Here is a 23,088-nt window from a genome sequence, read left to right on the forward strand (position 1 = left end):
CTCACCTCCGTACCTGGTTGACCACGATTTCGGTGGTGTCGCCGTTGCGGTTGAACGTCAGCGTCATCTGCTCCTTGTCGCGGCTGTAGTCGGCGGTGCAGCTGCGCGCGGCCATCGAGCAGGGCTGCGGCCGCTCGTGGCGCCAGCCGGCGGCCGGCAGCCGCGAGCGGTAGAAGGATTCGCTCTGGAACGGCGACAGCGGGGCTTCCATCGACAGCGTGCGCCCGGGGTTGTCCAGGTAGCGGGTATCGGTGATGACGCGGGTGCCGGACGGTTTGAGGAAATCCGAACCGGGCGGGGTCTTCGGCGTTTCCCTGAGCAGCTCGACGATGCCGATCTGCCCCTCGCTGCCGGAGGCGCCGCCGCTGATCTCGATGGTGGTGAAGTGGGTGGCGGTGCCGTGGCCGACGATGCGCTTGCCGCCCAGCTCGCTGACCGTGGTCTGCCCGGGCCACTTGCGTTGGTAGAAGTCCACCAGCTGCTGCGGCGCCAGCGCGCTGGTGAAGCGCGCCGCGCGCATCGGGATGCCGTTGTGGATCATGTGCCGCGACACCCATTCGCCCTGCGCGCCCTCCGGCAGCGGCAGTTCCGGCCAGTCGGCGGCGGCGCCGGTTCCGGCGCACAGCAGCAAGGCGATGCCGGCCAGCTCACGGAGACTTCGCATACGGCTTCAATTTGTCCATCGGCACCACGTCCGGTTCGACGTGGCCCACTTCCAGGTCGCCCAGCACGCCGAACAGCGGCAGGAAGCTGACGCCGTCCAGCACCCTGCTGGCCTGCTCGCCGTGCGAGGTCGGCACCAGGCTGCGGACCTGCGACTTGACCGAGCGCGGCGAATTCCCGGTCAGCCCGGAGCCGGCCGCGTTCCAGGGATCGGCCAGTACCGTGCTGGTGGCGCTCATGCGCAGGCCGAGGGTGTCGAACGGTTCCAGGAAGGTGGCCGCGCTGCCGTCGGCCAGGCGCAGGTCGCGCAGGCTGAGGTCCAGCTGCGAAGTCACCAGGCCGCGTTCGTTGGGCGGGAACGGTCCGGGCAGCAGGCCGGTCAGGCTGTTGAGCCAGCCCATCATCCCGGGCGCGGCCTCGTTGCGGTAGTTGCCCAGCTGCACGTCGCTACGCTGCAGCAGCGGCTGGTTGGAGAACGTGTTGAGCAGCGGCGCATCCAGCCGTTCGTCGCTGGCGGTCGGCGGCCGGCTACTGATCGGCGCGTCGGCGGCGCCGAAGTGGCGCGCGATCAGTTGCGGCCGCACCTGGGCAACGGTGGGAACCGCGTAGTCGGGGGACACCGTGGCTTCCCAGGCCGCCGCGCGCGCGGTCTGCTGCGCGAGCTGGCGCACGTGGATGTACTTGCCCAGGATCGGGATCAGCAGGAACAACGGCACCAGCACCAGGCACAACACCACCATCTCGACCATGCTCTGCCCGCGCTGCAGGCGCGGGGAACCGTGTGCGGAAGCGGGAGACGTCATCGGCTGCCCTCCTGCGCGGGGGCCGGCAGCTCGAACGGCTGGCCGACGGTCATGACCTGGGTGGTCACCCGGTAGCCGTTGCCGTTGCCGGGCTGCTGCTCGAGCACGATGTGGTCCGGACCCGGGCGATGGTCGTTGAGCGCGGTGGAACCGAACCCCCACTGGCGGCCGGCTGCCCACAGGCACTGGCGGTCGCCGGTGAGGGTGGACACCCATTCGCGGCAGGGCTGCCCGGCGACGCTGCGCTCGCTGGGGCCGTTGAAGCCGGGCGCGACGGCGTCGTCCTCCGCGGCGATGGGATAGCGCAGCAGGGCATCGGGCGCCTGCGCGGACTGTTGCCGCACGCCGGTGGCCAGGTCGATCGCGATGCGCGTCGTGCGGCTCTCGCTCTCGTAGCTGCCGGTTTCTTCCAGGCGGAACAGGCACGAACCCGCGGGACCGTCGCTGGCCACTTCCCACGACCGGGTGCGGAATATCTCCGCATCGCCGGTGAACCACATCTCGTAGCGCGTGGTCCCGATCTTCTCCACCTCGGCAGGGCTCAGGCGACGGGTGGGGAGGCCGCCGGCCTCGCAGGCGTCGACGGTCTGCCGGTAGAACGCGCGCGCCTGGTTGTCGCCCTCCACCAGCAGCTCGGCGGTCTGCTCGACATGGATCGGCGGCAGGTCGGCGACGGGCGCCTCTTCGCCGATTCCCGCGCTGCCCGCCGCGGTGCCGGTGCAGGCCGGCAGCAGCGTGCCGAGCAAGGCCAGGGCCAGCAGCGATCGCAGTGCGTCGGGCATCGAGGGCGTCCTCACAGGCGGGTGATCCCCAGCAGCAGCTCGACCGAGGTCGGGGTATCCACCAGCCGCGCCTGCCAGTAGGGGCTGAACAGGTTGCCGACCTCCACGCGTCCGTCCTTGCGCTGGAACAGCGAGTAGTTCGATGGCCGGCTGAAATAGACCTGGCCGGAGGCGAGCGCGGCGATCTTGCCGTTGGCGGCCCTGTCCTCCATCGCCATCGGCGAACCGGCCGGCCCGCCGATGCCGTCGATGGCCGCGCTGGTGCGGGCGTTGGCGACGTCGGTCTCCACGTGCACGGTGAAGATCGGGCCGGTGGCCTTGCCCGGGTCGTCGCGGCTGCCCGGCTCGGTGTACGGCGTGAGCGCGTGGTTGGGCTTGACGTCGTAGTAGTCGCGCAGGCCGTCGTAGCCGGTGAAATAGGCGCCCTGCTTCTTGCCGCCGTCCAGCGCCACGTTGGGGTCGCCGTCGACGAAGCTGCTCGGTATCCGGTTCTCCCGGCGGATGTCGCCGTAGGGACGGAAGCGGCGGTTGTTCTCGAACTCGGAGACCCAGCCGTAGCCGTTGTCGAAGCCGGGCATGAAGGCCTGCTGCTGGTAGCGCTTGACCGCCTGCGCGCCGCCCCAGCCCAGCGGGGCTTCGATGTCGCTGAGGAACGGCAGGTTGACTTCCAGCCCCAGCGTGTCGGCTGCGGCCCAGCGGTTGTAGTCCACCATGTCGGTGCCGCCGGACTGGTTGAACTTGATCAGGAACAGGTTCCAGTCGTGGTTGCCCCGGTCCTTGGAGAACGGGTCGCGCGACTGCATGACCACGTTGCGGAAGCGGTCGGCCGAAGCGCGGTCGGTCGCCGAGCCCTGCGTCGCGCCGCCGTTGCGCGAGCGCGGAATCCTGTGGGTGTCGATGAAGCTGCGCTTCGCGGTCAGCAACTGCGAGGTGAGTACGCCGCTGCCCACGCCGCTGAGATCGGCGTCGGGTGCGTTGCGGCGGACCACCTCGCGCGCCACCAGCACGCCGTCCACGCGCGCGACGCCGTCCAGCACCGCGGTGGCGGATCGGGCCAGCGCACCGTTCAGTCCGTCCAGCGCCGGCAACGCCACGTTCTGCACCGTCGCGTGGAAGGTCCTGCGCGCGATCTTAAGCCCCTGTCCGGCGGCCTTGAAGACAGTGGCCAGCGCCTTGAATACCGCGCCGACATAGGGGATGGCCGAGAGCACGTTCATCGTCTTCTCGAAGACGATGGTCGTGGTGTGCATCTGGTTCATCCACGAATACAGGCCGATCAGCTGGGCGATGGCCACCTCGTTGGCCACCCGCGCGCGGTTGGTGTAGGCGACGAAGTTGAGCGCGCGCGCCTGCTGCACCGCCACGCTGTAGGCCGCCGCATCGGCGGCGTTCACCAGCTGGACCTTCTTGTTCACCGTCTGTCCGGTGTCGAACAGGATGATCGTGCCGACGCACAGCACCAGCAGCATCACCAGCCCCAGCACCATTGCCTGTCCGCCCATGGTGCGGCGGTTGGCGAGGGTGTTCAGGCGGCGCATGTACCGTTTGCGGACAAGGGACGGATTCATGGGATGACCTGGGCAATAGCCGATCCACGGCGACCGCAGGCGGGCACCGGTGATCTTCTGCATCGGGAAGGAACGGCGGGACGCGCGCGGCGGGTGGCCGCGCGAACCCCGGTCAAGCAGGGCCGGGCGGCCTTACTTGTTCTCGTAGGCGTCCATGCCCTTGTCCTTGTCGGCCTCCTGCTGGGCCTTGTTGGACACGTTCTTGGCGCGGTTGATCGACTGCGTGGCGCTCTGGCCGGACAGTTCCTTGGCCATGCCCGCGACCTGGCTGCGGGCGGTGCCGCCGAAGTAGGTGAAGGCGGCGATGGCGGCAATGGCGACCAGCGCGGTGATGATGATGTACTCGGTCATGCCCTGACCGCGCTGCTTGAAGCCGAAACGACGGGACGTACGAATGCTCATGTTCCTCTCCTTGGGAGCCGCCGAGGATCCATGTCGACGAAGGACGGGGTCGGCAGCCAAGCTGTGGCGGATGAAAAACCGGAGGTATCGGCCGCGTACTTGCCCCCTGTGCCGATGATTCGAGCCTATTGGCGTCCCATGACAGGAACAATACGTTTGGTCGGAAAATTGACGGTACTGCGGGCTGGTTCAATGTGAAAACGGAATGGGGTTTACGCTTTCACGAGTTCTACACGCCGGTTTTTCGCCTTTCCTTCCTCCGTAGCGTTGTCGGCGACCGGTTGCGAGTCGCCGAATCCGGCCGATTCCAGGCGCTCGCCGGCGATGCCGGCGGCGATGAGCGTATCGACCACGGTGCGCGCGCGCGCCTGCGACAGCCGCAGGTTGTGGTCGGCGTTGCCGGTGTTGTCGGTGTGCCCGTTGACTGCCAGCCGCAACGCAGGATCCTGCCGCAGCAGGGCGACGACCTGCTCGATCTGCGGTTTCGACGTCGGCAGCAGCACCGCCTGGTCGGTGGCGAAGTTCACTTCGATGGCGACCTTGCCGTCGCGCTCCAGCGATTGCCTCAGGGCATCGGCGGGCAGGACCCGGGCGGTGATCTCGACCGGCCTGGTCTCGGCGATCATCCAGCTGCCGTTGTTGCCGCTCCTGGCCAGGTGGATCCAGATATCGCGGTCGGCGCGACGGATGACGAAGGTATCCATCGGGTCGTTGTAGATGTCGCCCAGGCCGTCGACCAGCTCCACCGCGACGCTGGTCTGCTGGATGGCGTCGGTGGCCTCGCGCGGCATCTTCGCGCTGGCGATGTGATGGCCGCCGAGTCCGGTCACCAGCGCCTCGATGTTGCGGACCAGCTCCAGGTGCGAGTACTCGGCGCCTTCGGCGGCGGAGATGCCGGCGCCGTGGACCCGTCCTTCCACCCATTCCAGGCGGTCGCCGGTCCAGAACGGGACGCGCTCGAACTTGCGCGCGGTGGTCTTGCCGGCGCGGTAGCCGTCGGGCAGGCCGAGATACGGGAATTCGCCCAGCGGCGCTTCGGAAACCGACAGGGTCCGGATGTCGAATGCGGCCGCCTGCGGCTGGCCGTCGTCCTGCGCTGCCGGTGCGGGCGCGTCGTCGCGGAAGGTGGAGGTTTCGGCGCTGTCGGCCGGGGCGGCGGCCTGGTCGTCGCGCTTGCAGGCGCTGCAGGCAAGCACGGTGGCGCAGGCGATCAGGGCGGCGCGCTGCGCCGCGAGGGTGAGGAAGGTCATCGTGTGGTCATCCGGAAGCGATGGTGGAGGAAGTCAGCGGGCGTCCTGCAGCAGCTGCTGGAAGGTGTCGGGGGCGGGCCTGGGAGCGCCGCGCTGCTGCGCCTGCTCCATCTGCGCCAGGCCCTGGCTGAAGCCGGTCTCGAAGTCGGCATCGAAGTCGCCGGAAGCCTGGCCGTAGACCGACTTGCCGACCTGCAGCTGCCTGGCCTTGTACGCCGCGACCTGTTCCGGCGTGGCGCCGCAGAGACGGGCGTTGACCGTGTTCAGGCCGACCAGCTTGCCCCAGTGCACGGCCGAGCCGTTCGCCGCATGCGCGACCGTTGCGGCCGCCGCCAGCGTCGATGCCACGGCCGCGAGGGTAAATCGATTCATTCCGCCCTCCTTGTGCGGCCCGCTCCTGCGAACGGGCCGGTCAACCCCTGCGCGGCGAGCATAGCAACGCCGGCGCGGCGGTCCCAAGCCGCAGCGCCGGAGGGTATTCGCTTTTGCGCAGTGGTTCGCGGAATCAGCTGCGCAGGCCGACGCCGCGCCGCAGCAGCCACAGCGCCAGTGCGCCCAGCACCGCGACGAAGCCCAGCATCAACGCGTAGGCCACCCACAGCGGCACGTCGCTGCTGCCCAGCAGGCCGTAGCGGAAGGCGTTGACCATGTAGAAGATCGGGTTGGCGTGGGTGGCGGCTTCGGCCCAGCCCGGCAGCAGCGTGACCGAATAGAACACGCCGCCCAGGTAGGTCAGCGGGGTCAGGATGAAGGTCGGCACGATCGCCACGTCGTCGAACTTCTTGGCGTACACCGCGTTGATGAAGCCGGCCAGCGAGAAGATCGTCGCGCCCAGCAGCACCGTGCTCAGCGTCACCAGCGGATGCGGGATGCGCACCGGGGTGAAGAACATGGCGATGATCAGCACGATCACGCCGACCATCAGCCCGCGCAGCACCGCACCGGCGACATAGCCGCCCAGGATCACCCAGTTCGGCATCGGGCTGACCAGCAGTTCCTCGATGTGGCGGCCGAACTTGGCGCCGAAGAACGAGGAGCTGATGTTGCCGTAGCTGTTCTGGATCACGCTCATCATCACCAGCCCGGGGACGATGAACTGCATGTAGCTGTAGCCGCCCATGTCGCCGATCTTCGAGCCGATCAGGCCGCCGAAGATCAGGAAGTACAGGGTCATGGTGATCGCCGGCGGCACCAGGGTCTGGCCCCAGATGCGCAGGATGCGGTTGATCTCGCGGCGGACGATGGTGCCCAGCGCCACCCAGTTGCGCTGGCGGTCGGTGATCGGTGCGGCGGCGCTCATGCGGCGTTCTCCGGGGCGCCGGTGAGGCGCACGAACAGCTCCTCCAGGCGATTGCTCTTGGTGCGCATCGAACGCACGCGGATGCCGGCGGCATCGAGCGCGTCGAATACGCGGTTGAGGTCCATCGCCCGCGGCATGTCCAGGTCCAGCGTGTGCGCGTCGGTGGCCACCAGCGTGGTGCCCTCGATCAGCGGCAGCTGCGCCGGCAGCTCGCCGTCGATGTCGAACACGAAGCCTTCCACGTCCAGCTTGGCCAGCAGCGTGCGCATCGGCCCCTGCTCGACGATCCGGCCATGGTTGATGATGGCCAGGTTGCGGCACAGGTGCTCGGCTTCCTCAAGGTAGTGCGTGGTGAGGATGATGGTGGTGCCGGCGGCATTGATCTCCTTGAGCACCCGCCACATGTCGCGGCGGATCTCGATGTCGACGCCGGCGGTGGGCTCGTCCAGGATCAGCAGCTGCGGCCGGGTCATCATCGCGCGGGCGATCATCAGCCGCCGCTTCATGCCGCCGGACAGGGTGCGGCTCATCATCTGCGCTTTTTCCCACAGGTGCGCGCGCCGCAGCTCCTCCTCGGCGCGGCGTTCGGCCTCGGCGCGGGCGATGCCGTAGAAGCCGGCGTAGTTGACCAGGATGTCGAACGGCTTCTCGAACAGGTTGAAGTTGATCTCCTGCGGCACCAGTCCGATCAGGCGCATGGCGGCGCTGCGCTCGCGCACCAGGTCGGTGCCGAACACCTGCACCTGGCCCTCGGACAGGTTCACCAGCGAGCTGACGATGCCGATCAGGGTCGACTTGCCGGCGCCGTTGGGGCCGAGCAGGGCGAAGAAGTCGCCCGGCGCCACTTCCAGCGACACGCCGCGCAGCGCCTGCACGCCGTTGTCGTAGGTCTTGCGGAGTTCGTGCGCCCGCAACGCGGGCGCGGATGCGGGGGAGAACGGGGATGCGGGTATCAAGCTCAGGCCTTCGCGCCCGGGTTGCGGCGCCGGATAAGTGCAGCGGCTATTATAGAAGCCCGCGCGGGCCCGGCCCGGCTACACACTGTTCCTTCTTCGTGCCCGTCCAATTCCCGCTCAAGCTGGTCGACCGCCGCATGCTGGCGCCGACCGTCGGCCACTACCAGTTCGTCCGCGACGACGGATTGCCGCTGGATTTCCTGCCCGGGCAGTTCATCCAGGTGCATTTCCATTACGCCGACGGCACCGCCACCCGCCGCAGCTACTCGCTGGCGACCATCCACGACCACGCGCTCGGCCCGGGCGATGCGGTCGAGATCGCAGTCAGCTTCGTGCCCGGCGGCGCCGCCACGGCCCTGTTCGAAGGCCTGGAGATCGGCGGCCACGTCACCGCCAGCGGCCCGTTCGGCCGCTTCTGCCTGCAGCCGGGCGACCACAACGCCCGCTACCTGCTGATCGCCACCGGCACCGGCGTCACTCCGTACCGCTCGATGCTGCCGCAGCTGCAGCAGGCCATCGCCGCGCGCGGCATCGAAGTGGTGCTACTGCAGGGCGCGCGCACTCCGGCCGAACTGCTGTACAGCGAGGACTTCCGCGCCTTCGCCGAGGCCAACCCGGCGTTCCGCTACGTGCCCTGCCTGTCGCGCGAACTGCCGCAGAACCCGCACCCGGACGTGCGCCATGGCTACGTGCAGCAGCACCTGGCCGAGTTCGCGCCCGACCCGGCCCGCGACATCGCCTACCTGTGCGGCAACCCGGACATGGTCGATGCCTGCTTCGAAGCACTGAAGGCGGCTGGACTGCCGGTTCCGCAGATCCGCCGCGAGAAATACGTCAGCAGCAAGTAAGGCATCGCGGCGGATCCCCGGCCGCGCGCAGCGCGCACGGCGCTCGCCGGTGCACGGGCCGTTGGCCCGTAAGCCGCACCTGCTCGCCCACCGCGAGAAATACGTCAGCAGCAAGTAAGGCGTCGCGGCGGATCCCCGGCCGTGCGCAGCGCGCACGGCGCTCGCCGGTGCACGGGCCGTTGGCCCGTAAGCCGCACCTGCTCGCCCACCGCGAGAAATACGTCAGCAGCAAGTAAGGTATCGCGGCGGATCCCCGGCCGTGCGCAGCGCGCACGGCGCTCGCCGGTGCGTGGGCCGCTGGCCCCGCAGATCACGCCCGCAGCAGGGACGTTGTAGGAGCGACGTCAGTCGCGACCGCGAAGCCGACGCCCCCGCCGGCAGGCAGCGCAGCCTGGAAGCCGATACGGGCCCGGCGGAAGCGCCGCTTCCGGCATCCTTGCCCGGATCCGGGTGGATGGGTGTCCGGGGAAGCGTGCTTGGGGGGCGAACAGCTCGCGACTGACGTCGCTCCTACAGCCAGCGGGGGTGTTGCAGGAGCGACGTCAGTCGCGACCGCGGAGCCGATGCCTCTTCCGGCAGGCAGCACCGCCCGAACCCCGTTGGGGGCCGCGGGAGCACCGCCCCCAGCCTCCATGCTCCCCGGCGCTCGCCGGCATCCGCCCCGACTTGTGTCACATCCGGCGCGGCCCGGCGTCATGTCATGCTGAGAGTCTTCAACCAAGGACGTGATCGAGCATGCGACATCCCCGCAGAACCCTGGCCGCCGGGGCCACCGCGCTGCTGCTGGCGGCGTGCCAGCCGCTGCCGGAAACCGCCGAGACCGCCGGGCGCAGCTTCGGCCAGGTGCAGTTCCAGCCGTGCACGCTGACCAGCCCGCAGGCCAGCGGCAACGTCGAGGCGCAGTGCGGCACGTTCGAGGTGGCGGAGAATCCGGCCGAGCCGCAGGGCCGCCGCATCGCCCTCAACATCGCCTGGCTGGAGGCGGACAAGAACAGCGTCGGCAGTCCCGACCCGGTGTTCTTCCTGGCCGGCGGGCCGGGGCAGGCGGCCACCGAAGTGGCCAGCGTGATCAACCAGGCGCTGCGCGAGGTGCGCAAGCAGCGCGACGTGATCCTGGTCGACCAGCGCGGTACCGGCGGTTCCAATCCGCTGACCTGCCTGGGCGCCGACGGCAAGGAGCTGCCGGTCGACGAGAGCGTCGCGCCGACCCCGGAAGCGATGGCCGACTATGCGCGCCGCTGCGCGGCGTCGCTGCAGGACCGGGCCGACACCCGCTTCTACACCACCACCCAGGCCATCGCCGACCTGGATGCGGTGCGTGCGGCGCTGGGCGTGGAGAAGATCAACCTGATCGGCGGCTCCTACGGCACCCGCGTGGCCCAGCAATACGCGGCGCGCTACCCGCAGCACACCCGCGCGCTGGTGATCGACGGCGTGGCCCCGAACGAACTGGTGGTGGGCGGCGATTTCGCCAACACCTTCGAGGATGCGATCGGCCTGCAGGCCGCGCAGTGCCGCGGCACCCCGGCCTGCGCCAAGCGTTTCCCGACCGATACCGGCGACCAGTTGCGTGCGGTGATGGCGCGGCTGCGGCAGGCGCCGGTGGAGGTGGAATACCGCGACCCGGGCACCGGCCAGGCGCGTCGCGACACGCTCACCGCCGAGACCGTCACCGGACTGGCATTCGCGTTCTCCTATGTGCCGCAGCTGTCCTCGCTGCTGCCGCTGGTGCTGGACGAAGCGGCGCAGCAGCGCTACGCGCCGCTGATGTCGCTGGCACGGATGGCCGGCCGGCAGGTGGGCGGGCAGATCAACCGCGGCATGCAGTGGTCGGTGATCTGCGCCGAGGACGCCGACCGCTACGTGGCTCCCGAGCACAGCGACCGCCTGCTGGGCCCGGAGGTGGCGCAGATGTTCTTCGCCGCCTGCCAGGCCTGGAACGCCGGCGAGCGGCCGCAGGATTTCAACCTGCCGCTGGCCTCGGAACTGCCGGTGCTGCTGCTGTCCGGCGAACTGGATCCGGTCACGCCGCCGCGCTACGCCGAGCAGGTGCTCAAGGGGCTGCCCAACGGCCGCCACCTGGTCGCCAAGGGCCAGGGCCACGGCACCCTGGGCGTGGGCTGCATGCCCAAGCTGCTGGGCCAATACCTGGAAAACGCCGACGCCAAGGGGCTGGACGCCAGCTGCCTGGACACGCTGGAAAACGTACCCGCCTTCACCTCGTTCAACGGATGGGAACCATGAGCCGCATGCTGCACGACACACGGGGGAGCCGCGCATGATTGTGGCCGAGAACCTGCACAAGGCGTTCAAGACCAAGACCGGCCTGATCCAGGCGGTGGAGAACGTCGGCTTCGAGGCCGGCGACGGCCGCATCACCGGCCTGCTCGGCCCCAACGGCGCCGGCAAGACCACCACCATGCGCATGCTCTACACACTGATGAAGCCCGACCAGGGCCGGATCAGCGTGGACGGCATCGACGCCGGCGCCGACCCGGTCGGCGTGCGCCGCAACCTGGGCGTGCTGCCGGACGCGCGCGGCATCTACAAGCGGCTGACCGCACGCGAGAACATCGCCTACTTCGGCCAGCTGCACGGCATGTCCGGCAAGGCCATCGACGCGCGCATCAAGGTGCTGTCGCAGGCGCTGGACATGGAGGACATCCTCGACCGCCAGACCGACGGCTTCTCGCAGGGCCAGCGCACCAAGACCGCCATCGCGCGGGCGCTGGTGCACGACCCGCGCAACGTGATCCTGGACGAGCCGACCAACGGCCTGGACGTCATGACCACGCGCGCGCTGCGCGGTTTCCTGCGCGGGCTGCGCGACGAGGGCCGCTGCGTGATCTTCTCCAGCCACATCATGCAGGAGGTGGCCGCGCTATGTGACCACATCGTGATCATCGCCAAGGGCACGGTGATGGCCGCCGGCAGCGCCGACGAGCTGCGCGCGCAGACCGGCGAGACCAACCTGGAGGACGCCTTCGTCAAGGCCATCGGTTCGGAAGAGGGGCTGCACGCATGAGCATGCTGGGAACATTGTTGACGGTGATGCGCAAGGAACTGCGCGACCTTTCCCGCGACCGCCGTACCCTGCTGCTGACCCTGCTGCTGGGGCCGTTGCTGTATCCGGTGCTGATCCTGGGCATGGGCAAGCTCGCCGAGACCCGGGTCAAGACCCAGATCGACAAGCCGCTGGAAATCCCGGTGGTGGGGCGCGAGCACGCCCCCAACCTGGTGAGGTTCCTGGCCTCGCAGGGCCTGATCGCGGTCGATCCGCCGGCGGACATGACCACCGCGATCCGCAGCCAGCGGGTCGACGTGGCGCTGGAGATCAGCCCGGACTTCGCCAGCGACTGGGCCGAAGGCCGCCCGGCGCTGGTGGAGATCATCAAGGACAGCACCCGCCGCGCGGCGGACATCCCCGCCGCGCGCCTGCAGGCGGCATTGAGCGGCTACAGCCAGCAGGTGGGCGCGCTGCGTCTGCTCGCACGCGGCATCGATGCGCAGGTGGCGCGGCCGCTGGACGTGGCCACCCAGGACCTGGCCAGCGCCGACGCCAAGCGCGGCATGGTGTTGTCGCTGCTGCTGCCGGTGCTGCTGACCATCACCTCGTTCCTCGGCGGCGCCTACCTGATCATGGACGCCACCGCCGGCGAGCGCGAACGCCAGTCGCTGGAGCCGCTGTTGGCCACCCCGGCGCCGCGCAGCGCCATCGTCAGCGGCAAGATCGCCGCCGCCTGCGTGGTCGGGCTGGTCTCGCTGCTGCTGACCCTGCTGGCGTTCAAGCTCAGCGCGCAGCTGTCCACCGGCGGCATCGGCCGCCAGCTCAACATGGGCGTGCTGCCGATGTTGCAGATGCTGCTGATCATGCTGCCGATGCTGTTCATCGGCACCTCGCTGCTGACCTACCTGTCGGCCGCGGCCAAGAGCATGAAGGAGGCGCAGAGCCACATCACCTGGCTGATGCTGCTGCCGATGCTGCCCGGCTACGCGCTGATGGTGTACCCGCTGAAGACCGAACTGTGGCAGTTCGCCACCCCGTTCCTGGCGCAGAACCAGATGCTGCTCAAGGTCATCCGCCACGAATACATCGGCCCGCAGATCTGGGCGGTGTACCTGACGGCGGGATTCGGGCTGGCCGCGCTGCTGTGGTTCGCCGCGGTGCGCCGCTACCACCAGGAGAAGCTGGCGATCTCGGGCTGAGCGGCAAGATTCCGGGAGATCATCGCAAGCGCCCTTCGGGGCGCTTGTTTTTTGGGCTTTTCATTCATCCGCAGGGAGAGCGCACTCCCGGCTCTGCCCGGAAAGCTCGCGACTGACGTCGCTCCTACAAGAGCCTGCCTGTAGGAGCGACGTCAGTCGCGCTAGCGGGTACGGTCCCGGAGTCCGACGCGGCTGGTCGCGTACCTCTCATCCTGCTGAACTTTGGTCTGGAATCGACGTTGGCTATCCCATGCGCACGCCATCTTGGATGGGGAAAGAGCCTGCTGGAAATGCAGTGCGGAACATCCGCTCACTGATTGAAGCATTCGAAATGCCTCACATCACCAATAAGGAGCGCGCCTAGGGGTATCCGCATAATCTGCACGCCTGAGCAACAAGCTGCAGATCCAGGAGAGGACCACGCAACCCGCGCCGGCCAGCATCCACTCCACCACCTCGCCGCCGAGTGCCTGCTGCAGCGATTGCCATGCATGATCGCCATAAAGCACGCCCGCGACGATCGATACGAGCAGGAACGCCGCCAGCAGGATCCGCGACAGCAGGCGTTCGATCCCCGCGTCGTGGCGGGCGATGTGGCCGGCGACGCCGGTGGCGAAATCGGCGGGAGGGGCGCTGCGGGGGGCGGACATCAGCGCCTCGGCGACGATGCGGTAGTCCGCGGTCGCCGCGTCCGTTCCGGCGGGGGCGTGATCACGCGCCGCACGCATGCCGCGTTCCTGCGCCTGCCACTCGTTCTCGTCGATCGGGGACTTGTGCGTCATGCTCATGTCGGTGTTCCTGTGCGCGATTCCAGGATTTCCCGCAGCCGCTTGCGGCTGCGGAACAGGTGGCTCTTGATGGTGCCTTCGGCCAGGCCGGTCACCCGGGCGATCTCGCCGATCGGCATGTCTTCCAGATGGTAGAGCGTCAGCAGGGTGCGTTGCAGCGATGGCAGGGCGTCGATGGCGGCGTGCAGGTGCGCGTTGGTTTCCCTGTCGGCCGTCGTCGCTTCGAGGTCGAAGCCGTCGCTCACCCGCTCGGCCAGCGACATGCCGTCCTCGTCGTCGCCCGTCTCTGCGATCGGTATGCGCCTGCGTTCGAGGTGCCGCCTGGCCACCGAGTAGGCGACCTGCGCGATCCACGATTTCAACGCGCTCTCGCCCCGGTACTGGTGGAGCGTGCGGTGGATGCGCAGGAACGTCTCCTGGCACAGTTCGCGGGTGTCGTCCGGGTGCCGCACCATGCGGTCCACGACGTGCCAGCACAGGTTCTGGTACTGGCGCACCAGCTGCTCGAATGCGCCTGGCCTGCCGGCCAGCACGGCTTCCACCAGTGCCCGGTCGGTGGCGAGGCCGGTGTCGGCGGGAGAAGGGGAGGTGGGCATCGCGTATAGAGATACGTCGTGCACGAGATCGGTTGCAAACGGGTTGCTGCAACCGGTGCGTTCCCCGGCGTATCTCAATGGGTACCTCATCCAACACGGAAGCCGGCCCCATGGATTTCAATCTGCTCGTTCCCCTCGCACTGGTCGTGTGCATCGCCTACTCCATCAAGGTGGTGGTGGATGCCTATACGCGCCGGCGCATCATCGAATCGCGCGGTTCCGAGGAACTGGTGCGCTCATTGCTGGAGGGCGATGCGATGCGTCGGCGCCAGGCCTCGCTGCATTGGGGATGCGTGCTGCTCGCCTTGGCGGTCGGTTTCGGCCTGGTGGAGCTGCTCGGCGCGAAGGGCGTCACGCCGGGCGTGATCGCGCTGCTGCTCGGTGCCACCGGGTTGGGCAACCTGGGGTATTACCTGCTGGAGCGGCGCTTGAAATAGCGTGCTTTCCCATCCGGGAAGAGGAGCGCGTTTCGGGGGGCTTGTTGCTGCTCGAAGAGGTCGCGACTTACGTCGCCCCTATAAGGCCTCGCAGAAGCGTCGCTGCCTGCAGGCAGTGTCTCCGCACGTGCAATGCCCCCGCTGGACAGCGGGGGATGCCGGCTTGCCCGATCGAGGAAATCGGATGAACCGTTTCATGGCGTTCCTGCTCGCCTTCGTTGCGGCCGCACCGCTGCCGGTGTCCGCCGCATCCCATCCGGACTTCGATCCGCTGGCCGGCTTCGTCCAGCGGACGAAGACGATCACCGGGCATCCTTCCGGCACCGCGATAGCCGTGGTCAAGGATGGCAGGATCGTCTATGAGGGCTATTTCGGGTATTCGGACATCGCTGCGCGCACGCCGGTCACCGGCGAGACCGCGTTCTACATCGCTTCGGCCACGAAACCCTTCTTCGCATTGAACGTGCTGATGAAGGAGGAAGCCGGGCAACTGGATACGCGCACGACGTTGCGGCAGATGTTTCCCGGAACCGGTTTCGCCGGCATCGAGGCGGAGTCCGTGACGCTGCGGGATCTGCTCGTCCATTCCTCCGGAGTGGACAACCCGTCCCTGGTCTGGGCAACGGCGTTCAGCGGGGTGCACGATGCACGCTCGCGCCTGGCGTTGGTCGCCGCGTCCCATCCCGATGCCGAGGCCGCGCGGGGCACGTTCAAGTACACCAACGTCGGCTACAACATCGCCAGCATCTGGCTGGACCGGCAGCTGGCGATGCCATGGCAGCAGCAGCTGGACAACGCGATCTTCCAACCGCTGGGCATGCGACGGACCAGCGCCCGTGTCAGCGAGGCGGAAGCGGCCGGGTGGCCGCTGGCCAAGCCCTATTCGTTCGTGAGCGAGCAGCCCCGCCAGCCGCTGTACCTCGCCAAGTCGGACGACACCATGCATGCGGCCGGTGGCCTGCTCTCCACGGCGCCGGACCTGGCCAGGTTCCTGACGGCACAGCTTCGGACGGGCGAAGGGCTGGCAATTCCGGAGACGGCGATCGAACGCTCCCACGAGCCGCAGGCCGCGCTGGCGGCGCGGTACCTGGACTTCCCGCGTACCGGCTATGCCTGGGGCTGGTACACGGGCGAGTACAAGGGCAGGACGCTGCTGCACCATTTCGGCGGCTTTTCCGGCTTCCACGCGCACCTCTCGTTCATGCCGGAAGAGGGCATCGCGCTGGTGGTCCTCAACAACGAGGATTTCCTGGGCGCGCAACTCACCAGCCTGATCGCCGATTACGTCTACGGCGTTCTGCTCGAGCAGCCCGGCATCGAATCGACGGTGTCGCGCCGGTTCGACGAACTGCAGGCGAAAGCCGGCCAGGCGCGCCAGGCGGCGACCCGGCAGAGGCAGGCGATCCGGGCGCGTGCCTGGAACCTGTCGCGGCCGCGCGCGGACTATGCCGGCCGCTACTCGAACGCTCTCCTCGGGGACCTGACGGTCGAGTCGAACGACGGCCAGGAGATGACCATCCGCTGGGGGCGGCTGGCGGCAGTGGCCAGCGGCGACGAGCGGCGGGACCACGTCCGGGTCGAGTTCTCGCCCAGTTCGGGGCAGCTCCTCGCTTTCGCGATGGAGGACGCCGGTGTCGAAGCCGTGGTTTTCGAGCAGATGGTGTTCAGGAAGATCCGGTAGACCCGTTCGGCGGAGCCGGATCGTTACCCGCGGCACGGCCCGGTTCCGGAACCGGTCCCCGGAAACAGGAAGGCCCCGGACATCGCCGGGGCCTTCGGGTCCTGCTTCCCGCGACGGCTCAGCCGCCCGGCGCGAACGCCAGGGTGCGGCGGGTGGTCACCGGCGCGCTGACCGGCTCGAACTTCCAGCGCTTGACCGCGGCCAGCGCTTCGCGGTCGAACACCCGCGCCGGGTTGGCGCGCAGCACGCGGGCGTTGGTCACCGAGCCGTCGGTGCCGACGGTGATCTCGACCAGCACTTCGCCCGAGGTGCCCGAGCGCAGCGCCTCGGCCGGATAACGCGGGGCCGGGGTGCTGACCGCGCGCAGGGTCGGCGCGGCGGCCGTGGCCTGGCGCGCGGCCGCCTGCTGGGCGGCCTGCTGCTGCGCGCGCTGTTCGGCTTCGCGCCGGGCCGCGGCCTGGCGTTCGGCTTCCTGGCGCTCGCTCTCCTGGCGGGCGGCTTCCTGCTGCGCGGCGATCTGCTGCGCGGCCTGGCGTTCGGCTTCCTGCTGCTGTGCCAGGCGCTGCTGTTCGGCCAGCTGCTTGACGCGGTTCTCGGCTTCGCGCTTGACCCGGTCGGTCTCTTCCTGGGTGCGCCGGACCGCGGTCTGCATGCCAGCGGTGATGCCCTGCTTCAGCCGCGGCAGCGCCGGGGCGGTTTCGTCCACCTTCTCGATCAGCGCTACCAGCCGCTGGGCTTCGGTGAAGTCTTCGCGGGCCAGGCCCTGTTCGGCGGCGATCAGGGTGTACGGCAGCAGGTCGGTCAGCGCGCTCTTCACCGAGGCGTCGTCCGGCAGCTTGTCGCGCAGGGCCAGGTAGTACTCGATCGCGTTGTCGCCCGCCGGGGCGTACATGCGGTTGTCGCGCAGGGCCGCGGTGGCCGAGTCGCGCAACTGGTCGGTGCCCATCGACTGCACCTTGGCCGATACCGCCGGTTCCACCGGCTCGGCTGCAGGTGCCGGTGCCTCGGTCGCCGGCGCGTCGGCCGACGGAGCGGCGGGCGCGGCGGCCGGTGCCGGTTCTTCCTTCGAGCAGGCCGCCAGCATCGCCAGCAGCAGTACCGGCGCGAGCAGGCGCGCCTTTCCGTTATTCGTGTTATGCGACATCAAACTCCCCCTTGAACCCGATGGTACTTGTGAACCCGTGCGGTCAGGCCGGTTTTCCCGCGACGTTTCCCGACATCGCGGAACCTGAGGCAAGGCGGCAATCTAGCATTGCCGCCCCGGCGCGCACGAGGCGGCGGTGGCATTCGCCCGGAATGGTGATGAATATCACGTTTCGGGGTGGCCGTCAGTGCGACTCGCCCTTGTGCGGGCCGTTGGACATCAGCTTGTCGGTCCAGGCGATGCCGATGGCCGAGAGGATGAACACCACGTGGATGATGGTCTGCCACAGCACACCGTCGGTGGTCAGCGCGGTGCAGCGGGCCTCGCCCACGTTCAGCGCGGCGGTGGCGACCAGCTCCGGCGGGCAGAACGGCAGCCCGTTCAGGGTGCCGGCGGCGATGAAAGTCTTGAGCAGGTGGATCGAGGAGATGCCGATGATCGCCATCGCCAGCTTCACCTTCAGCACCGAGGCGTTGACATGGCTCAGCCATTCCGGCTGGTCCGGGTGGCCCTCCAGGCGCAGGCGCGAGACGAAGGTCTCGTAGCCGCCGACGATCACCATCACCAGCAGGTTGGAGATCATCACCACGTCGATCAGGCCCAGCACGATCAGCATGATCTGCTGCTCGCCCAGGCTGGGGGCCTCGTGGATCAGGTGCCACAGTTCCTTGCCGAACAGGAACACGTAGACGCACTGGGCCACGATCAGGCCCAGGTACAACGGCAGCTGCAGCCAGCGCGAAGCGAAGATCAGGGTGGACAGCGGGGAAAGCGGCCGGGGCTGGGACATGCGGAATGCTGCGTTGCAAGGGAGGCGCAGGTTACCGGGCCGCCTTGACCCTGCCAAGCGCGCCCGCTCGCTACACTCGCTTCTTCCCCCGGACCCGGATGCCCACCCATGATCGACCTGTACTACTGGCCCACCCCCAACGGCCACAAGATCACCCTGTTCCTCGAGGAAGCCGGCCTGCCCTATACCGTCAAGCCGGTGAACATCGGCAAGGGCGACCAGTTCCAGCCGGACTTCCTGGCGATCTCGCCGAACAACAAGATGCCGGCCATCGTCGACCAGGCGCCGGCCGATGGCGGGGCACCGATCCCGGTGTTCGAATCCGGCGCCATCCTGGTGTACCTGGCCAACAAGACCGGGCGCTTCTTCGGCGCCGACGTGCGCCAGAAGGTGCAGGTGAACCAGTGGCTGATGTGGCAGATGGCCGGGCTGGGGCCGATGAGCGGGCAGATGGGGCACTTCAACGTCTACGCGCCCGAGCGCATCCCCTACGCCATCGAGCGCTACGACAGCGAGGTGCGGCGGCTGCACCGGGTGATGGACAAGCGCCTGGCAGGGTCCGAGTACCTGGGCGGCGACGAGTACAGCATCGCCGACATGGCCAGCTACCCGTGGATCGGCGCCTACGACAAGCTGCCGGCCGATTTCGACGCCTTCCCGCACCTGCACCGCTGGCACCAGGCCATCGCCGCGCGCCCGGCCACCCAGCGCGCCTATGCGCTGGGCAAGCAGGTCAATCCCGACGCCGGCAAGCCGCTCAGCGACGAGGAACGCAAGCACCTGTTCGGGCAGCGGTGAACCTGGTCGCGCGATGGCCGCGACGGGCGGGGCGGCGGCTTGGGTTCTACGACGCCATGGCGGATGTGCCGCGCACGAATGCCGCCGCCAGCCGTATCGCGTCCTGGCCATCGCGGTCGCCGCGCAGGGCGCGTACGAGCCTTGCGGGGGTAGTGCCGGTCCAGCGTGCCAGATCATGGGTGGCGTGCGCCTGATCGCTGTAGCCGTGGCGCGCTGCGGCGGCGGCGATGCCGGCGTCTTCCGCGTCCAGCGCGTGCAGCAGCGCCTGCAGGCGGCGCACGCGGGCGTATTCCTTCGGCGTCATGCCCACGGCGTCGAGGAAACGCGCCTGCAAGGTGCGCAGGCTGACGCCGAGTCGCGAGGCCAGTTCGGCGATGCGCAGGTCGCCGAACTGCGCATCCAGCAGCTCGACGGCGCGTTCCGCCAGCGGATCGGGCGCGAAACCTGCGCAGTGGGCGCGCAGTAGCCGCCACAGCGGTTCCGGCGATGCGGCGCGCGCGCTGTCTTGCGCGGCGCGGCGAAAGTCCGCGGCGAAGGCGGCGTCCAATGTGCACAGGTCGGGTGCGTGGTCGCGCAGACCGGGCAGGCGTGCGCCGGCGATCAACGCGCTGCAGGCCGGTGCCAGGCGCAGGCCGATGCAATGCACGACCCCCGCGGCCTGCAGGCGGATCGGGCCTCGCTGTTGCGCGGCGAAGCACAATGGCTGGTCGGCGCGGATGCCGCCGTCGACGCCGTGGAAGCGCAGCGGCACCCCCAATTCGGCCAGCAGTTCGCAGCGGCCGTCCGGATAGATGGTCTGTATGGCATCGCCCGGCGCATCGTCGCGCAGGATCCACAGGCATTGCGCATATCGGCGCAGGTCGTCCGGGGCTGGGCATTCGGCATAGTCCATGCCGGCATCGAATCGTGCGCTGCGCTTTTTTACAAGAGAGGCCGCCGGCCCCGGCTTAACCTGCCCGCTCGCCAACACGGAGATGCGGGAATGCGACATCTGAGGACATTGCTGGTTGCCGGATTGGGAGTGTGCGCGGGGGAGGCGGTGGGCAGCGAGGGCGGTTTCGATTGGCTGGTGGGCCATTGGTGCCTCAGCGAAGGCGGGCGCCAGGTGGAGGAGGTCTGGTTGCCGCAGGCCGGTGGCGCGCTGCTGGGCATGTCGCGCACCGTGCGCAATGGTGCGATGGAGTCGTTCGAATTCATGCGGCTGGTGCCTGAGGGCAAGGACAAGGGCTTCCATGTCCAGCCGAATGGCGCGTCCCCTACGCTGTTCGCGATCGCCGGGCACGGGAAACAGCAGGTGCGATTGACCAATGCCGCGCATGATTTTCCGAACCGGATCGAGTATCGCCGCCACGGCGATGCGCTGCATGCATGGATCGCCGGGCCGGGCCGCGATGGCAAGGAGCTGAGGATTTCCTTCGACTACCGCCGTTGCGAATGACCGCTCCCGGCTCTTGCGGGGAGCGGGTTTTACCAGCGTCCCGGCCGAGGCGGCGCAAGGATGGGGGGCCTGCGGCGATGCCGCTGCCCTGCCAGGGCGAGGGAGGAATCCGGCGCAAGGGCGGATTCCTCCCTCGGCGAACGCGTCGATGCCCGTGGCGTGTCCGGGCAGTTCGTCGCCGTGCGATATCTGTCGCGTACGGCCCATGGCCGCTAGGATGGCGCGATCCCTGCTATCGATGACAGGAATTCCATGCGCTCCTTGTTCCTCGCCCTTGCCATGATGCTCGCCATGCCTGCCGCCCACGCCGAAAAGCTCACCCTCGACGCCATCACCGGGCCGCTGCCGCTGTCCGGGCCGACGCTGATGAAGCCGAAGGTGGCGCCGGACGGCTCGCGGGTGACCTTCCTGCGCGGCAAGGACAGCGACCGCAACCAGCTGGACCTGTGGGAATACGACATCGCCAGCGGCCAGACCCGGCTGCTGGTGGACTCCAAGGTGGTGCTGCCGGGCGATGAGACCCTCAGCGACGAGGAGAAGGCGCGGCGCGAACGCCAGCGCATCGCCGCGATGAGCGGCATCGTCGACTACCAGTGGTCGCCGGACGCGCGCACCCTGCTGTTCCCGCTCGGCGGCGAACTGTACCTGTACGACCTGGGCCGGCAGGGCAGCGCCGCGGTGCGCCAGCTCACCCGCGGCGAAGGCTTCGCCACCGACGCCAAGCTCTCGCCCAAGGGCGGCTACGTCAGCTTCGTGCGCGGACGCGACCTGTGGGCGATCGAGCTGGCCAGCGGCAAGCAGGTGCGGCTGACCCACGACGGCAGCGACACCATCGGCAACGGCGTGGCCGAGTTCGTCGCCGACGAGGAGATGGACCGCCACACCGGCTACTGGTGGGCGCCGGACGATTCGGCCATCGCCTTCGCCCGCATCGACGAGTCGCCGGTGCCGGTGCAGAAGCGCTACGAGATGTACGCCGACCGGGTCGAGATGGTGGAGCAGCGCTACCCGGCCGCCGGCAACGCCAACGTGCGGGTGCGGCTGGGCGTGGTCGCCCCGCGCGCCGGCGCCAGGGCGCAGTGGGTCGACCTGGGCGGCGACGAGGACATCTACCTGGCGCGCGTGGACTGGCGCGACCCGCAGCGGCTGACCTTCCAGCGCCAGAGCCGCGACCAGCAGGTGCTGGAGCTGGTCGAAGCCAGCCTGGCTTCCGGCAAACAGCGCGTGCTGGTGCGCGAGACCTCGCCGACCTGGGTGCCGCTGCACAACAGCCTGCGCTTCCTCGACGACGGCCGTTTCGTGTGGTCGTCCGAGCGCAGCGGTTTCCAGCACCTGTACCTGGCCTCGGAGGATGGCCGCGAACTGCTGCCGCTGACCGCCGGCGACTGGCCGGTGGACGAGCTGCTGGCGGTGGACGAGGCCGCCGGCAAGGTCTACTTCCGCGCCGGCATGGAGTCGCCGCTGGAAAGCCAGATCCACGCCGTGCCGCTGGCCGGCGGCGCGCCGGTGCGGCTGTCGCGCACGCCGGGCATGCACGCGGCGGCGTTCGCCGGCAACGCCTCGGTCTACGTCGACAGCTGGTCCAACGCCACCACGCCGCCGCAGATCGAGCTGTACCGCGCCAGCGGCGAGAAGATCGCCACTCTGGTCGACAACGACCTGGCCGACCCGCAGCACCCGTACGCGAAATACCTGGATGCGCAGCGCCCGGTCGAATACGGCACGCTGACCGCCGCCGACGGCAGGACCGAACTGCACTACAGCCTGATCAAGCCGGAAGGCTTCGACCCGGCGAAGCAGTACCCGGTGGTGGTGTACGTCTACGGCGGTCCGGCCGCGCAGACCGTCAGCAACGCCTGGCCCGGCCGCGGCGACCACCTGTTCAACCAGTACCTGGCCCAGCGCGGCTACGTGGTGTTCTCGCTGGACAACCGCGGCACCCCGCGCCGCGGCCGCGACTTCGGCGGCGCGCTGTACGGGAAGCAGGGCACGGTCGAGGTCGAGGACCAGCTGGAGGGCGTGAAGTGGCTGGCGGCGCAGCCGTGGGTGGACGCTTCGCGCATCGGCGTGCAGGGCTGGTCCAACGGCGGCTACATGACCCTGATGCTGCTGGCCAAGGCCTCGGACCGCTACGCCTGCGGCGTGGCCGGCGCGCCGGTCACCGACTGGGGCCTGTACGACACCCACTACACCGAGCGCTACATGGGCCTGCCGGCGGCCAACGCAGCCGGCTACCGCGAAGCGCGGGTCGACACCCACCTGGACGGGCTGACCAGCCGGCTGCTGCTGATCCACGGCATGGCCGACGACAACGTGCTGTTCAGCAATTCCACCGCGCTGATGAGCGGGCTGCAGAAGCGCGGCCAGCCGTTCGAGCTGATGACCTATCCCGGCGCCAAGCACGGCCTGTCCGGCGCCAATGCGCTGCACCGCTACCGCGTGGCCGAGGATTTCCTGGGCCGCTGCCTGAAACCCTGAGCACGCCCGCCGCGCGCTGGCGTGGCCACGGCAGCGCGCGGCGGGGGCTTCCGCTTCCCATCCCGGAAGCGGAGGCGCGCCTCGGGAGCGACACCATCGCCATGCCCGACATGCGCGCCGGGCATGACCTCCGGCCGGTTGTGGGCCGTGCTGCGACTGC

General features: G+C 69.0%; 23 protein-coding genes. 9 read left to right on the forward strand and 14 right to left on the reverse strand.

Features of this window, described 5'->3' with window-relative positions; genetic code table 11:
• Position 1 precedes the first annotated feature (1 nt).
• The 9 genes from OK345_RS12535 to OK345_RS12575 all read right to left on the reverse strand — a co-directional run bounded on the left by OK345_RS12535 (position 2) and on the right by OK345_RS12575 (position 7,724).
• Entirely contained in the window at positions 2-664 is a 663-nt protein-coding gene (locus tag OK345_RS12535; protein WP_265128318.1) for a hypothetical protein, read from the reverse strand.
• Positions 648-1,466, reverse strand: a complete 819-nt coding sequence (locus tag OK345_RS12540; RefSeq protein ID WP_265128319.1) for a TadE/TadG family type IV pilus assembly protein — start codon at positions 1,464-1,466, stop codon at positions 648-650. Before OK345_RS12540 ends, OK345_RS12535 begins: the two co-directional genes overlap by 17 nt.
• The gene (locus OK345_RS12545; RefSeq protein ID WP_265128320.1) at positions 1,463-2,248 is read right to left on the reverse strand and encodes a hypothetical protein; all 786 of its coding nucleotides are present in this window, start codon (positions 2,246-2,248) and stop codon (positions 1,463-1,465) included. Before OK345_RS12545 ends, OK345_RS12540 begins: the two co-directional genes overlap by 4 nt.
• An 11-nt stretch (positions 2,249-2,259) precedes the next feature.
• Positions 2,260-3,786 carry a pilus assembly protein TadG-related protein gene (locus OK345_RS12550; RefSeq protein ID WP_265128321.1) on the reverse strand — a complete coding sequence of 509 codons (1,527 nt, stop codon included), beginning with the start codon at positions 3,784-3,786 and terminating at the stop codon, positions 2,260-2,262.
• A gap of 162 nt (positions 3,787-3,948) precedes the next feature.
• Entirely contained in the window at positions 3,949-4,218 is a 270-nt protein-coding gene (locus OK345_RS12555; protein WP_265128322.1) for a pilus assembly protein, read from the reverse strand.
• Positions 4,219-4,430: 212 nt separating this feature from the next.
• The gene (locus tag OK345_RS12560) at positions 4,431-5,468 is read right to left on the reverse strand and encodes an OmpA family protein (protein WP_265128323.1); all 1,038 of its coding nucleotides are present in this window, start codon (positions 5,466-5,468) and stop codon (positions 4,431-4,433) included.
• 33 nt (positions 5,469-5,501) lie between these two features.
• Positions 5,502-5,840 (reverse strand): hypothetical protein, encoded by a 339-nt coding sequence (locus OK345_RS12565; protein WP_265128324.1) that lies wholly within the window; start codon positions 5,838-5,840, stop codon positions 5,502-5,504.
• Between the two features lie 133 nt (positions 5,841-5,973).
• Positions 5,974-6,768 (reverse strand): ABC transporter permease, encoded by a 795-nt coding sequence (locus OK345_RS12570; protein WP_265128325.1) that lies wholly within the window; start codon positions 6,766-6,768, stop codon positions 5,974-5,976.
• Positions 6,765-7,724: an ABC transporter ATP-binding protein gene (locus OK345_RS12575; protein WP_265128326.1), complete on the reverse strand. Its 960-nt coding sequence runs from the start codon at positions 7,722-7,724 to the stop codon at positions 6,765-6,767. The genes OK345_RS12570 and OK345_RS12575 overlap by 4 nt, the downstream gene beginning before the upstream one ends.
• 98 nt (positions 7,725-7,822) lie before the next feature.
• Between OK345_RS12575 and OK345_RS12580 the strand changes: the two genes are divergently transcribed.
• From OK345_RS12580 to OK345_RS12595, 4 genes are all read left to right on the forward strand, one after another.
• A complete protein-coding gene (locus OK345_RS12580) occupies positions 7,823-8,572 on the forward strand; it encodes a ferredoxin--NADP reductase (RefSeq protein ID WP_265128327.1) in 750 nt (249 codons plus the stop codon).
• A gap of 735 nt (positions 8,573-9,307) precedes the next feature.
• Complete coding sequence (locus OK345_RS12585; RefSeq protein WP_265128328.1) at positions 9,308-10,816, forward strand: alpha/beta hydrolase; 1,509 nt, start codon at positions 9,308-9,310, stop codon at positions 10,814-10,816.
• Between the two features lie 34 nt (positions 10,817-10,850).
• Complete coding sequence (locus tag OK345_RS12590) at positions 10,851-11,597, forward strand: ABC transporter ATP-binding protein (protein WP_265128329.1); 747 nt, start codon at positions 10,851-10,853, stop codon at positions 11,595-11,597.
• Positions 11,594-12,778: an ABC transporter permease gene (locus tag OK345_RS12595; protein ID WP_265128330.1), complete on the forward strand. Its 1,185-nt coding sequence runs from the start codon at positions 11,594-11,596 to the stop codon at positions 12,776-12,778. Before OK345_RS12590 ends, OK345_RS12595 begins: the two co-directional genes overlap by 4 nt.
• A gap of 341 nt (positions 12,779-13,119) precedes the next feature.
• Here OK345_RS12595 and OK345_RS12600 read toward each other — a convergent pair whose 3' ends face one another.
• Together OK345_RS12600 and OK345_RS12605 are read right to left on the reverse strand one after the other, a co-directional pair.
• A complete protein-coding gene (locus OK345_RS12600; RefSeq protein WP_265128331.1) occupies positions 13,120-13,566 on the reverse strand; it encodes a hypothetical protein in 447 nt (148 codons plus the stop codon).
• Complete coding sequence (locus tag OK345_RS12605) at positions 13,563-14,162, reverse strand: RNA polymerase sigma factor (RefSeq protein WP_265128332.1); 600 nt, start codon at positions 14,160-14,162, stop codon at positions 13,563-13,565. The genes OK345_RS12600 and OK345_RS12605 overlap by 4 nt, the downstream gene beginning before the upstream one ends.
• A 110-nt stretch (positions 14,163-14,272) precedes the next feature.
• Between OK345_RS12605 and OK345_RS12610 the strand changes: the two genes are divergently transcribed.
• Both OK345_RS12610 and OK345_RS12615 read left to right on the forward strand, forming a co-directional pair.
• On the forward strand, positions 14,273-14,599 hold the full coding sequence (locus OK345_RS12610) for a hypothetical protein (protein ID WP_265128333.1): 327 nt from the start codon (positions 14,273-14,275) through the stop codon (positions 14,597-14,599).
• A gap of 196 nt (positions 14,600-14,795) precedes the next feature.
• The gene (locus tag OK345_RS12615; protein WP_265128334.1) at positions 14,796-16,280 is read left to right on the forward strand and encodes a serine hydrolase domain-containing protein; all 1,485 of its coding nucleotides are present in this window, start codon (positions 14,796-14,798) and stop codon (positions 16,278-16,280) included.
• Between the two features lie 118 nt (positions 16,281-16,398).
• Here OK345_RS12615 and OK345_RS12620 read toward each other — a convergent pair whose 3' ends face one another.
• Both OK345_RS12620 and OK345_RS12625 read right to left on the reverse strand, forming a co-directional pair.
• Positions 16,399-17,424 carry an energy transducer TonB gene (locus OK345_RS12620; protein WP_265128335.1) on the reverse strand — a complete coding sequence of 342 codons (1,026 nt, stop codon included), beginning with the start codon at positions 17,422-17,424 and terminating at the stop codon, positions 16,399-16,401.
• Between the two features lie 184 nt (positions 17,425-17,608).
• On the reverse strand, positions 17,609-18,214 hold the full coding sequence (locus OK345_RS12625; RefSeq protein ID WP_265128336.1) for a TIGR00645 family protein: 606 nt from the start codon (positions 18,212-18,214) through the stop codon (positions 17,609-17,611).
• A gap of 108 nt (positions 18,215-18,322) precedes the next feature.
• Between OK345_RS12625 and OK345_RS12630 the strand changes: the two genes are divergently transcribed.
• Positions 18,323-19,012 carry a glutathione binding-like protein gene (locus OK345_RS12630; RefSeq protein ID WP_265128337.1) on the forward strand — a complete coding sequence of 230 codons (690 nt, stop codon included), beginning with the start codon at positions 18,323-18,325 and terminating at the stop codon, positions 19,010-19,012.
• Between the two features lie 46 nt (positions 19,013-19,058).
• On the opposite strand, the gene OK345_RS12635 is transcribed toward OK345_RS12630, so the two are convergent.
• The gene (locus OK345_RS12635; protein WP_265128338.1) at positions 19,059-19,904 is read right to left on the reverse strand and encodes a helix-turn-helix domain-containing protein; all 846 of its coding nucleotides are present in this window, start codon (positions 19,902-19,904) and stop codon (positions 19,059-19,061) included.
• Positions 19,905-19,994: 90 nt separating this feature from the next.
• On the opposite strand from OK345_RS12635, the gene OK345_RS12640 reads away from it, so the two are divergent.
• Together OK345_RS12640 and OK345_RS12645 are read left to right on the forward strand one after the other, a co-directional pair.
• The gene (locus tag OK345_RS12640) at positions 19,995-20,450 is read left to right on the forward strand and encodes a DUF6265 family protein (protein ID WP_265128339.1); all 456 of its coding nucleotides are present in this window, start codon (positions 19,995-19,997) and stop codon (positions 20,448-20,450) included.
• Positions 20,451-20,702: 252 nt separating this feature from the next.
• Entirely contained in the window at positions 20,703-22,928 is a 2,226-nt protein-coding gene (locus OK345_RS12645) for a S9 family peptidase (RefSeq protein ID WP_265128340.1), read from the forward strand.
• Positions 22,929-23,088 lie beyond the last annotated feature (160 nt).

Source organism: Xanthomonas chitinilytica (assembly GCF_026107455.2).
Lineage (GTDB): Bacteria > Pseudomonadota > Gammaproteobacteria > Xanthomonadales > Xanthomonadaceae > Stenotrophomonas > Stenotrophomonas chitinilytica.

What these genes read in the sequence shown, in the direction of transcription:
- OK345_RS12535 (WP_265128318.1), bottom strand. Translation starts at nt 664, where the DNA reads ATGCGAAGTCTCCGTGAGCTGGCCGGCATCGCCTTGCTGCTGTGCGCC.
- OK345_RS12540 (WP_265128319.1), bottom strand. Translation starts at nt 1,466, where the DNA reads ATGACGTCTCCCGCTTCCGCACACGGTTCCCCGCGCCTGCAGCGCGGG.
- OK345_RS12545 (WP_265128320.1), bottom strand. Translation starts at nt 2,248, where the DNA reads ATGCCCGACGCACTGCGATCGCTGCTGGCCCTGGCCTTGCTCGGCACG.
- OK345_RS12550 (WP_265128321.1), bottom strand. Translation starts at nt 3,786, where the DNA reads ATGCGCCGCCTGAACACCCTCGCCAACCGCCGCACCATGGGCGGACAG.
- OK345_RS12555 (WP_265128322.1), bottom strand. Translation starts at nt 4,218, where the DNA reads ATGAGCATTCGTACGTCCCGTCGTTTCGGCTTCAAGCAGCGCGGTCAG.
- OK345_RS12560 (WP_265128323.1), bottom strand. Translation starts at nt 5,468, where the DNA reads ATGACCTTCCTCACCCTCGCGGCGCAGCGCGCCGCCCTGATCGCCTGC.
- OK345_RS12565 (WP_265128324.1), bottom strand. Translation starts at nt 5,840, where the DNA reads ATGAATCGATTTACCCTCGCGGCCGTGGCATCGACGCTGGCGGCGGCC.
- OK345_RS12570 (WP_265128325.1), bottom strand. Translation starts at nt 6,768, where the DNA reads ATGAGCGCCGCCGCACCGATCACCGACCGCCAGCGCAACTGGGTGGCG.
- OK345_RS12585 (WP_265128328.1), top strand. Translation starts at nt 9,308, where the DNA reads ATGCGACATCCCCGCAGAACCCTGGCCGCCGGGGCCACCGCGCTGCTG.
- OK345_RS12590 (WP_265128329.1), top strand. Translation starts at nt 10,851, where the DNA reads ATGATTGTGGCCGAGAACCTGCACAAGGCGTTCAAGACCAAGACCGGC.
- OK345_RS12595 (WP_265128330.1), top strand. Translation starts at nt 11,594, where the DNA reads ATGAGCATGCTGGGAACATTGTTGACGGTGATGCGCAAGGAACTGCGC.
- OK345_RS12600 (WP_265128331.1), bottom strand. Translation starts at nt 13,566, where the DNA reads ATGAGCATGACGCACAAGTCCCCGATCGACGAGAACGAGTGGCAGGCG.
- OK345_RS12605 (WP_265128332.1), bottom strand. Translation starts at nt 14,162, where the DNA reads ATGCCCACCTCCCCTTCTCCCGCCGACACCGGCCTCGCCACCGACCGG.
- OK345_RS12610 (WP_265128333.1), top strand. Translation starts at nt 14,273, where the DNA reads ATGGATTTCAATCTGCTCGTTCCCCTCGCACTGGTCGTGTGCATCGCC.
- OK345_RS12615 (WP_265128334.1), top strand. Translation starts at nt 14,796, where the DNA reads ATGGCGTTCCTGCTCGCCTTCGTTGCGGCCGCACCGCTGCCGGTGTCC.
- OK345_RS12620 (WP_265128335.1), bottom strand. Translation starts at nt 17,424, where the DNA reads ATGTCGCATAACACGAATAACGGAAAGGCGCGCCTGCTCGCGCCGGTA.
- OK345_RS12625 (WP_265128336.1), bottom strand. Translation starts at nt 18,214, where the DNA reads ATGTCCCAGCCCCGGCCGCTTTCCCCGCTGTCCACCCTGATCTTCGCT.
- OK345_RS12630 (WP_265128337.1), top strand. Translation starts at nt 18,323, where the DNA reads ATGATCGACCTGTACTACTGGCCCACCCCCAACGGCCACAAGATCACC.
- OK345_RS12635 (WP_265128338.1), bottom strand. Translation starts at nt 19,904, where the DNA reads ATGGACTATGCCGAATGCCCAGCCCCGGACGACCTGCGCCGATATGCG.
- OK345_RS12640 (WP_265128339.1), top strand. Translation starts at nt 19,995, where the DNA reads ATGCGACATCTGAGGACATTGCTGGTTGCCGGATTGGGAGTGTGCGCG.
- OK345_RS12645 (WP_265128340.1), top strand. Translation starts at nt 20,703, where the DNA reads ATGCGCTCCTTGTTCCTCGCCCTTGCCATGATGCTCGCCATGCCTGCC.